The 10,860-nt window shown below is 26.8% G+C and carries 10 protein-coding genes; all 10 read right to left on the minus strand.

Annotated elements, in window-relative coordinates:
* Window positions 1-127: 127 nt before the first annotated feature.
* The 10 genes from Q0G30_RS12985 to Q0G30_RS13030 all read right to left on the minus strand — a co-directional run bounded on the left by Q0G30_RS12985 (window position 128) and on the right by Q0G30_RS13030 (window position 10,557).
* Complete coding sequence (locus Q0G30_RS12985; protein WP_294390812.1) at window positions 128-676, minus strand: 5-formyltetrahydrofolate cyclo-ligase; 549 nt, start codon at window positions 674-676, stop codon at window positions 128-130.
* A gap of 90 nt (window positions 677-766) precedes the next feature.
* Window positions 767-1,783, minus strand: coding sequence for a homoserine dehydrogenase (locus Q0G30_RS12990; protein WP_294390815.1), 1,017 nt, complete (start codon window positions 1,781-1,783; stop codon window positions 767-769).
* A gap of 272 nt (window positions 1,784-2,055) precedes the next feature.
* Window positions 2,056-3,396, minus strand: coding sequence for an MATE family efflux transporter (locus Q0G30_RS12995; RefSeq protein WP_294390818.1), 1,341 nt, complete (start codon window positions 3,394-3,396; stop codon window positions 2,056-2,058).
* 7 nt (window positions 3,397-3,403) lie between these two features.
* Window positions 3,404-4,354, minus strand: coding sequence for a M14 family metallopeptidase (locus tag Q0G30_RS13000; RefSeq protein ID WP_294390821.1), 951 nt, complete (start codon window positions 4,352-4,354; stop codon window positions 3,404-3,406).
* A gap of 55 nt (window positions 4,355-4,409) precedes the next feature.
* The gene (locus Q0G30_RS13005) at window positions 4,410-5,204 is read right to left on the minus strand and encodes an ABC transporter ATP-binding protein (RefSeq protein WP_294390824.1); all 795 of its coding nucleotides are present in this window, start codon (window positions 5,202-5,204) and stop codon (window positions 4,410-4,412) included.
* 11 nt (window positions 5,205-5,215) lie between these two features.
* Window positions 5,216-6,019, minus strand: a complete 804-nt coding sequence (locus Q0G30_RS13010; RefSeq protein ID WP_294390826.1) for an ABC transporter ATP-binding protein — start codon at window positions 6,017-6,019, stop codon at window positions 5,216-5,218.
* Window positions 6,019-6,840 carry a nickel/cobalt ABC transporter permease gene (opp1C, locus tag Q0G30_RS13015; RefSeq protein WP_294390829.1) on the minus strand — a complete coding sequence of 274 codons (822 nt, stop codon included), beginning with the start codon at window positions 6,838-6,840 and terminating at the stop codon, window positions 6,019-6,021. The genes Q0G30_RS13010 and opp1C overlap by 1 nt, the downstream gene beginning before the upstream one ends.
* Window positions 6,840-7,781, minus strand: coding sequence for a nickel/cobalt ABC transporter permease (opp1B, locus tag Q0G30_RS13020; protein ID WP_294390832.1), 942 nt, complete (start codon window positions 7,779-7,781; stop codon window positions 6,840-6,842). Before opp1B ends, opp1C begins: the two co-directional genes overlap by 1 nt.
* Before the next feature lie 82 nt (window positions 7,782-7,863).
* A complete protein-coding gene (nikA, locus tag Q0G30_RS13025; RefSeq protein WP_294390835.1) occupies window positions 7,864-9,489 on the minus strand; it encodes a nickel ABC transporter substrate-binding protein in 1,626 nt (541 codons plus the stop codon).
* Between the two features lie 135 nt (window positions 9,490-9,624).
* Window positions 9,625-10,557, minus strand: a complete 933-nt coding sequence (locus Q0G30_RS13030) for a LysR family transcriptional regulator (protein WP_294390838.1) — start codon at window positions 10,555-10,557, stop codon at window positions 9,625-9,627.
* Window positions 10,558-10,860 lie beyond the last annotated feature (303 nt).

A 10,860-nucleotide genomic window follows, 5' to 3' on the forward strand; every position in this document is an offset into this window, starting at 1 on the left:
ACGACAGGTTGCTAGGTTTCTCAGGGCCAGTCCCTCCACCATTCTTAATAAAAGACTTTTTATTCATTTATTATCTTTATTATACTCTTATGGAATATTTTTTCAAGTATTTTTGTGAATTTTAAATTTATTTGTTAGTTATTATAAAATCAACTTTAATATCATGGATTTCTGATTTAATATTTTTTACTATTTGTAGTTCATATGCTAAAGCTAATTTAATACATTTATTATTAATATTTGAAATATATTTATCATAGTATCCTCCACCATAGCCAATTCTATTTCCATTTATATCAAAGGCTACACCTGGCATTATTATCAAATCAAAATTATCCCCAACTTTACTTTTATCCACATCCTTTGGTTCAAGTATACCCCACTTATCCACATCCATGTTATTTAAACTGTTAATTTTTATTGCTAACATTTCTTTATTAACTTTATCTGTTTTAGGAACATAAATATCTTTGTTATCACTTATAGCATAGTTTATAAATTTCTTAGTATCTACTTCTGAACCGAAACTTACATAAGTAAATATTTTTTTTGATTTTTTATAAATATCACTGTTTATTAGTTTTTGAAATATTACCTTATCATATTCATATTTATTCTCTAATTCTAACCTATTTCTTTTTTCTAATATTTCTTTTCTTAAAATATTCTTGTCCATAATACCCTCTTCAATCTTTCCCATTAAAAATTTTAACTATTTAAAATATATAAAATCTTAATTTATTATTATCTATGATTCCCTAAATACTTAACTATTAATTAACACAACATCTCTTAATATAGAAGCTGCTGCATTCATAGTCCCAGAAGCTCCTCCAATTATACTTATATCTCCTAATGTATCAGTTTTAAAATAAACTCCCTTATTTTTATAATCAACAAAGTAAAGTGGATGATTTTCATTAATTATTATTGGCTTTACATAAGCTTTTATCATATTATCTATTTTTTCAACTTTACCAATTAACTTTAACTTTTTATTTTCTACTTTAGCTTTTTCTATATCTTCTAATGTAACTTCTGTTATACCCTTTATTTCTATATCTTCTAATTTTATATTTGTATCCATAAGAACATTTGATAATATTATTATTTTGCATGCAGTATCATATCCTAAAATATCAAGGCTTGGATTAGCCTCTGCTATACCATTTTTTTGTGCCTGCTTTAATGACTCTTCATAAGTAACATTATCATTTGTCATTTTACTTAATATATAATTTGTCGTTCCATTTAATATACCCTCAATAGCTTGTATCTCACTACCTGCAACATCATATAATCCTCCATTAATTGAAGGTAATGCACCTCCAGTAGTACACCCCACCTTAAGTTCCACTGAATTTTTGTCTGCAATTTCTTTTAATTCTTTATATTTTAATATAATAGGTCCCTTATTACCTGTAACAACATTTATTTTACTTTCTAAAGCTCTTTTTATATGTGTTAATCCTGGCTCCCCAGTTTCTATATTAGTAGATGTTAATTCTATCAAAGTATCAATATCATTATTTTTTATTACTTCCTGAATACTTAAATTAGATTTCCACAATATATGTTCTTTAATACTTTTATTTTTATTAATAAATTCAAGTAATTCTTCTAAATCAATACCATTTGCTTTATAGATTCCCCCATCACTTTTTACTATATATTTTACTTTTATATCTAAGTTGTATTTTTCAAAAATATATTTTCTCTTTTTCACTAATAATTTTATTAATGATTGTCCTACTCCACCAAAACCTATTATTCCTATCTCCATATTACACCCCAAACTTTATATTAAATATATTTATCCCTAACAGATAAATACCTTCTATACTATTTATAAATATTTATTTCATTTTTAGCTTATTCTTTTAAAAATAATCTCTTTTTCTTATTTCAAAACTATTAGTAATATTATTTAATATATCAAAACTTTTATTTTAAATACAGTAATAGAAAATATGAAAAAGTGCTCCATAGGAACACTTTTTCAACGCTTATATTATATAATTTTCTTTAATTAATTATATAAATTAAAATTCATATTTAAATATTACTCTTTTTAATAATATATTTATTATATCCTAAGTAATAAGCTACCATACATAATGATGTTAATGCCCATGTAATTGGGTACGCTATAGCAACACTATTAACGCTCATAAATTTTGGAACAATTATAAATAATAAAATTGTTCTAACTATACATATATTAATCAGGATAATTATCATTGGCTCTTTTATATTTCCAATTCCTCTAAGACTATCACTAAGCACTTGTAATATTACATATATAAAATAAAATGGAAAAGTTATTTTTATTATATTAAGTCCTAATTCAATAACAGTAGGTTCTTTTATTAGTATTCTAAATAATACACGCCCAAAACAAAGTGAAAATATACTTAAAAATACTGCAATAATAATTCCAATAATAAGACACTGTTTTGTACCGTTTCTTACTCTATCATATTTCCTTGCCCCATTATTTTGTGCAGTAAATATCATAGCAGCCTGTCCTATTGCTACTATTGGAAGATAAATTATTAGCTCAACTTTAAAATAAACCGTAAATGCTGCAATGACATTCTCTCCTAAAGAATTAATTTGATATTGAACCATTACATTTGAAAATGTAATTGCTAGTGACTGTATTCCTGCTGGTATCCCAATAGTAATAATTTTTTTTAAAATTTTCTTATCAAATTTTATCTTATCAAATATTAAAGAATAATTTTTATCTACCTTAGATAACTTGTACAAAATAAAGATTGCTGCAAAAGTTTGTGAAACTAATGTAGCCCATGCAATTCCATAAATACCGTTGTTAAAAATAATAATAAATAGGACATTCATAAGTATATTTATTATTCCACCAATTAACTGTGCATATAGTGGTGTTTTAGAATCTCCTAATGCTCTGAGTAATCCAGCGCCAATATTATAAATCATAATAGAAACAGATGAAAAAAAATAAATTCTAAGATATCCTTCAGCACTTACTTGTAACTGACTTGGTACATCTATAAGTTTTAAATAATACGGAGTAAAGAAATATCCTATTACCATAATAATAGCTCCACCTATAATACTAAGTGCAATAGCATTTTGAATAGCAACCTTTAAACTTTCCTTGTCTCTTGCACCATAAATATGTGAAATAACAACTCCCGAACCTACAGACATCCCACTAAAAAATCCTATTAAGCAAGTAACTAATAAACTACTAACTCCAATGGCAGATGATGCTGATTTTCCTAAAATATTTCCTGCAAAAATTAGATCTACAGTATTATATAGTTGCTGAAAAAGGCTAGTTAAAAGTAATGGTATAGAAAATAATAATATATTTTTCCAAATAGGTCCTTTTGTTAAATCATTATTCATATTTTATTTAACACTCACCATATGCAATTAATGGTTCATCACTTTCTACAGACAATGATACTGTCATATAAAGAACAACACCACTTATTTCAGCATAATATGTCATTAAAATATTACCAAAGAAATCTTTTATCTCTCCTAAAATGTCACCTTCTTCAACTCTTTGCCCTGCACTAACTCTTGGATACCAACATCCATCAACATCTGCTTCCAAATAAATAGCCTTAGTGATATCTGTAATCATTTCAGTATTTACCTTAGTAATTTTAATATCCTTAATAATATCAAAATGATTTAATATAGTTAAAATATCTTTTTTATATTCTTTAACTTCTTGATTATTCCAAAGACCTCTTCCACCTCTTTCAATTAAGATACTAGGTAAACCTCTTATAGCTGCTGAATTGTATGCACCAGTTTTAGCTCCTGACTTAACCATATATTTAACATCTAATATTGAAGCTATTTCTCTTGATGCTGAAATTATCTCTTCATCTGCTATTCCAGGATAATATACAAAAGGGGTTGTTAATTCATGTAAGTCACCACCATGTATATCTACATAAAAATCAGCCTTACTTTGGCATTCATAAGTTATAAAATGTCCAATTTGTTCTGCTAATGTTCCATTTTTATCACCTGGAAAAATACGATTTATATTTTTACCATCTTCAGGAACTACTGCACTAGTTTTTTTCTTAAAACTTTGAGTATTAACTGGATGTATTATTATAATTTTACCATTTACGTCTTTTGGATTAATTTCTTGTGCTAATTCTATCGCTGTTTGAATACAAGGATATTCTACACCATGTATTCCTGCCGTTATTAAAATAGTTTTTCCATCATTTATACCATTTATTAAAGTTACAGGCATAGCTGTTCCAGTTTCATAAACCTCTACTAACCCCTGTTTTTTTTCACCTTTATTTGCAAATAAACTTCCTACCTTAAGCATTTTATTACACTCCCTTGAAATATCATACATACATATTTCTATTAGAATTTGTAACTTATGATGATTTCTTTAATTTTTCTTTATAAAACTCAATATCAATTTCCATATCTTTAACAGCATTTAATAATGATTTAGAATACTCATCTTTTATATATTTTAAATCATCTAATGTATCAACTTTTTCTACTATTTGCCCTTCTTTAAAAAATAAAACTCTATCGCATATATATGTTACTGCAGTTAAGTCATGAGTAATAAATAGATAAGACAGCTTATACTTCTCCTTTAATTCAATTAATAAATCTAAGATTTGAACTTGAACAGAAACATCAAGTGAACTTATTGCCTCATCTAATAAAATAAATTTAGGATGTCTAGAAATAGCTCGTGCTATGCAAACTCTTTGTAATTGTCCTCCACTTAATTCATGAGGATATCTATAAAGATGTTCCTCATTTAAACCAACTTGTTTTAATAAACTTATAATCTTATTTTTTAAAGTGTCCTTGATTAAATTTTCACCTAAAAGTGGTTCAGAAATTATATCAATTACTTTGAATCTTGGATTCACAGATGTAGTATAATCTTGAAATACTACATCCATTTTACTTTGCCATTCTTTTCTATTACTACTACCATTAAATTTTATACTTCCTTTTTGAAACTTTTCTAAGCCTAAGATAGCTCTACCTAAGGTACTTTTTCCACTACCAGATTCACCTATTATTCCAAGGCACTCACCTTCTTTAATATTTAAGGAAACACCTTTAAGTATATGTTTTTTTTCTTTTTTTAAAAATCCATCTTTAGTTGAAAAGCTTAAGTGTATATTTTCAACCTCTAATAACATTATAAGCCTCCTTATACCAAAACTTGTTTAAACTTATTAACTAACTTTAATCTAGTATTAATTAAATATTTAGTATGGTTTTCTTTTGGATAACATATTATTTCTTCCTTGCTTCCACTTTCAATTATTTTTCCGTCATCCATTACAATTATTTCATCAGCTAATTGAGCAAGTACATTTAAATCATGTGTTATAAATATCATAGAAGTATTAAAAATTTCTCTCATTCTCTTAAACTCTTTTACTACTTCAACTTGATTTAAACAATCTATTGCAGTTGTTGGTTCATCAGCAATTATTAAATCAGGCTCTAATGCAATTGTTAAAGCAATCATAATACGCTGAAGCATACCACCACTTAACTCATGAGGATATTTTTTTAATATTTCCACAGGATTTTTTAAATTCATCTTTTCAAATGATTGTATCGCTAATTGTTCTGCATCACTTTTACTTATTTTTATATGTTCCCTAAAAGTTTCAACTACCTGATTTCCAATAGTGTAAAGCGGATTAAATGCAGTCATTGGATTTTGTAATATCATACAAATTGATTTTCCTCTAATTTGTCTTTTCTCCTCTTCAGTCATAGATAATATTTTATTACCTTTAAATAAAACTTCACCTTTAATATTAAAATTTCTATCTAATAGTCCCATCAAAGCCTTACAAGTCATACTTTTTCCACTACCAGATTCACCTAAAATACCAAGACACATATTTTCTTTAACATTGAAAGATATACCTTTTATAATAGGAGTGATATTTTTATTTTTAATAAAATCTACTTTTAAATTTTTAACTTCTAATATCATTATGCTACCTCCTTATTATCTAAAGCGTCTCTAAAACTATCTCCAAGCAAGTTAAAGACTGCAACAACTATTAATATTGCTAAACCTGGTGCTACCATTTGCATTGGCTGAGTTGAGATTACATTTTTAGCTTCACTAAGCATTGCTCCCCATTCTGGTGCTGGTGCTTGAACTCCAAGACCTAAGAAAGAAAGTGTTGAAATATTTAATATTACCCATCCCATATCTAATGTAGCTAATATTATTATTTCAGCTAAAATATTAGGAAGCAGATGTTTAAATAATACATAAGAAACTTTACTTTCTATTACCTTAGAATACATCATATAATTTTTATGTCTAAATTGAATTGTAATTCCCCTTATCATACGAGCATACCAGGCCCATTTTACAATTATATTGGCAAATATTACATTTTCAATACCTACTCCAAGTACCCCCACTATTGCTAATATCATTACTTGACTTGGAAATGAAAGCATAATATCACATATACGCATAAGTAATTCATCAATAAATCCACCAAAATATCCTGATATTAGTCCAACTAATGTTCCTATACAAATAGTACAAAACATTGTAAATAGTGATAAAAATATAGTAGGTCTTATTCCATATATCAATCTAGATAATACACATCTTCCTAAAGAGTCTGTTCCAAGAGGATATTTTAATGAGAAACTACTAAATTTATTTGCTATATCTTGAGTATATGGATCATTAGGTGCAAATATTGGTGCAAATATTCCTGCTATAAAAACTATTGAAAGTATTAAAATGCAAACTACTGCTACCTTATCTTTTAAAATTTTCTTTATCATTATTTTACTAACCCCCTTTTTAATCTTGGATCAATAAAACATTGAATTATATCAATTGCTAAGTTACAAAAAACAAATAATACACCCATCATCAAAATATAAGCTTGAATTATAGGATAATCTCTATTAAATATTGCTGAGATACAAAGTCTTCCTATACCAGGTACTGCAAATATATTTTCTACCACTACAGTTCCAGCAATAAGCTGAACTATACTCATTCCTAAAGCTGTCATACAAGCTTGAAGTGAATTTTTTAATATATGTTTATAAGTTATAACTCTATTTTTTATTCCTCTTACCTTAGCATAAAAAACATAATTTTCACTCATATTATCTAGCATGCTATTTCTTATTAATCTTACATAGGTAGAAATATATGTCATACTAAGTGTAATTGCAGGTAATATATAATGTTTCATACTAATGGCTCCATTTGTTGGTAACCATCTTAATTGAACTGCAAAAAGCCACATAAGTAAAAGTCCTAACCAATAATTTGGCATAGCTGTACCAATAAATACTATAAAACGTACAATCCTATCAAAAATACTATTTTTATAAACAGCACTTAATACACCAATTGGAATACTTACAAATATAACAATAAATAATGACATAGATGCTAACTTTAAAGTTGCTGGTAAACATCTTGTTATTTCTCCTAAAACAGTTCTAGTTGTATTAGTATAAGACACTCCAAAATCTAACCTTAAACAATCTAATAGCCAATTCCAATATCTAATAATGAAAGGTTGATTAAGACCAAGTTCTTTTCTCATGGCTTCAATAGCTTCAGGAGTTGGTACAATTTCATTTACTCTAAGAGCAACTTCAGCTGGATCTGATGGTATTAAATTTATTAAAATAAATGCTATGAAAGATATAGCAAATATCATTGGGATTGCTAAAAGAAGTCTCTTTATAATATATTTTTTCATAATTTCTCCTTTATAAAACTATATAACTTTTAAATAAGGCTCTGCTAAACAATCTTGTCTTACAGAGCCTAAATTTATTTCTTTATTTTTTTATCATTTCGTTCATTGGAACTTCATATTGTGATGCTTTAAATAAAACATTTCCTACACTTGAATTATAAACTGCTCTATTTCTTTCATAAGTTACTGGAATATATACAGCTTCTTCATGTAATGTTGTTAAAACATATTTATAGCATTCTTGACGTTCTACTTCATCAGTACTCTTTAATGCTTTTAATATAGCCTCATCAATTTGCTCTTTTTCTTCAAGACCTTGTTGTGCAGCATAATCACCATAAACTGGTTTTCTCATCCCTGCTAAGAATGATTGAGGGTCATATGGTGAACCCCATGAAATGTTAAATGTAATATCAAAGTTACCAGCTTTCATACGATCACGATGAGCTTGTTCTTCTTCTCCATTAAGTGATAAATTAATTCCTATTTTAGCTAATTCGCTTTGATAAAATTCTGCGATTGTCTTTTCAGTAACATTATCAACACAATAATTTAAAGTTATAGCAAACTCTTTACCTTCTTTTTGTCTATATGTTTTACCCTCTACCTCTATCCAACCTGCTTCATCTAATAATTGTTTCGCAGTTTCAAGATTATATTCATATGGTTGTAATCCAATATTTGCGTATGGAACAGTAGTTGCTAAAACTGTATCTGCTGGGCTTTCCATCCCTTCAAAAATACTGTCTGAAACTGTTTGTCTATCAGTTGCATGTTGAATAGCTTTACGAACTTTTACATCACTTAATATTTCATTAGTAGTATTAATTATCATCATTCTAGTTGAAACTGGATCAGATAACTTTGTTTCAAATCCTTCTAAGCTTTCAAACTTAAGATATGTTTCAGTATCTATTGTATTTGTACCATAAAGTAAATCTATTTCACCATTTTCTAATGCCATAACACGTGTTTGATTATCTGGAATAACCTTTGCTATAATCTCCTCTATTTCAGGTTTTTCTCCCCAATAGTTTTCATTAACTTTAAATACTGAATATTCATCAACATTATTTTCTGCTAAATAATATGATCCTGTTCCTATATATTCAGTAACTCCATTTTTAGTAGTTCCATCTATAAAACAATTTGGAGATATAAATCTAAAAGGTCTTATAACACCAAGCTCAACCATAAATGGATAATAAGCTTCTGCAAGTCTTATAGTTAATTCATACTCTCCTGTAACTTCTACACTTTTACCGCCATTATTATCTACCTCTTGCATTAGTCTTACAGACTCAAGCCAAGTATGTCTATCAGCATTATCTAAAATTGCATCAAAATTTGCTTTTGCAGCTTCAGCATTAAATTTAACACCATCAGTAAAAGATACATCCTCTCTCAACTTAAATACATAAGTTGTTCCATCATCAAGTATTTCCCAACTCTCAGCAAGCCAAGGTTCAAAACTTCCATCATCAGCAATTTTTACTAAACTTTCAAAAATAAGATTTTGTGCAAACATTTCTCCATTATATAAATGTGGATTTAAGTCCCTTAAATCTCTAAAATTTGCAAATACTAAATTATTTGAGCTTTCTTTATTAATAGTAGTTACTTTATTAGAGCAACCTGCAAGCATAACTACTGTTGATAAACTAGCTATCATTATACTGATAATCTTTTTACTTTTTCTCAATATCAATGTGAATCCCCCTTTTAACGATTATCATTATCAATTATATAGAAGTATCTAAACTCCTTAACCGACTACTTAAGTATAATATCTATATTTATGTATGTCTAATACATATTTGTTATAACTAGTTATATCATTTTATTATAATTGATTATCATTATCATTATCATGTGTAGTAATAATATCCTTTAACATATTTATAAAATTATTCGCTTCACAAGATAACTCTTCATTTTTTCTCTTTATGTATCCTATGAGTAACTTATCATCATATCCCTTAATATCTAATGATTTTATATTATATTGCTCATAGTCTTTATTAATAAACTTAATGCCAAAACTACTTAAATCGGTAGTAAGTAATAAATCAATAGTTAGATGGTCACTATTTGTAGTTATTGTATTATTAATATAATAATTATTCTTTAAGTGTAAGCCTTCTAAACATTGATCCACAGAAAAAAAATCTCTTGTTGATTGCACAAACTTTAATGTTGCTAACTCCTCAACATTAATATATTGTTTATTATACATCTTATTATTCGGTCCAACATAAATACATGAATTCTTTGTATCTAATAGATGAAATTCTATATTTTTATGAGACAATGTATGATTTAGGCAACACTTTTGATTTTCAGAAACATATACTATTCCTATATCAGATTGATTCATCCTAACATTTTCTATTATTTGCTCAACATTTCCTTCTAAAAATTCTATTTCTACATTCTCATCTTTATATTTATTATAATAATCACATAAAACTCTAGATATCATATTACTTTGATAACAAGATATATTTAATCTACGATTAACTTCTCTTTTTACTATTGAATTTATTATTTCAACATTACATATTATCCTTTTTGCATAATCATATAGCTCTTGTCCTCTTTCTGTCAACCTAACCCCTCTAGCATTGCGTTCAAAAACTTTGAAGTTTATTTCTTTCTCAAAGGAATTTATTACTTTACTAACATTAGGTTGCGATGTAAATAGTGCTTCTGCTGCTTTATTTATACTACCTAAATCTGCCACTTTTATAAAGTATTCTAATTGCTTAAATACCATCTTCCTCCCCCTTAAAAGTAATTATAGATTTTACGAAAAATATAACGTTATTTTATCACACATTTAATACCTTTCCAACTTAATGGTAACTAAATTTCTCATATATATAAATACAATTGTAACTACTTGAGATATTTAAAATAATGTATAAATAATATTATTCTTACTTCCTCTCTAGTAATTAACTAACTTTTTCTATAAGCCACTTTATTTTTTACTTATATTAGATTAAAATTATTAGTAATAGCCAAAATATATGTTATAAATGTTATATAATTAGGAAATAATTATTTTTTATAGAAT

The sequence above is a fragment of the uncultured Clostridium sp. genome, from assembly GCF_934754925.1.
Lineage (GTDB): Bacteria > Bacillota > Clostridia > Clostridiales > Clostridiaceae > Clostridium.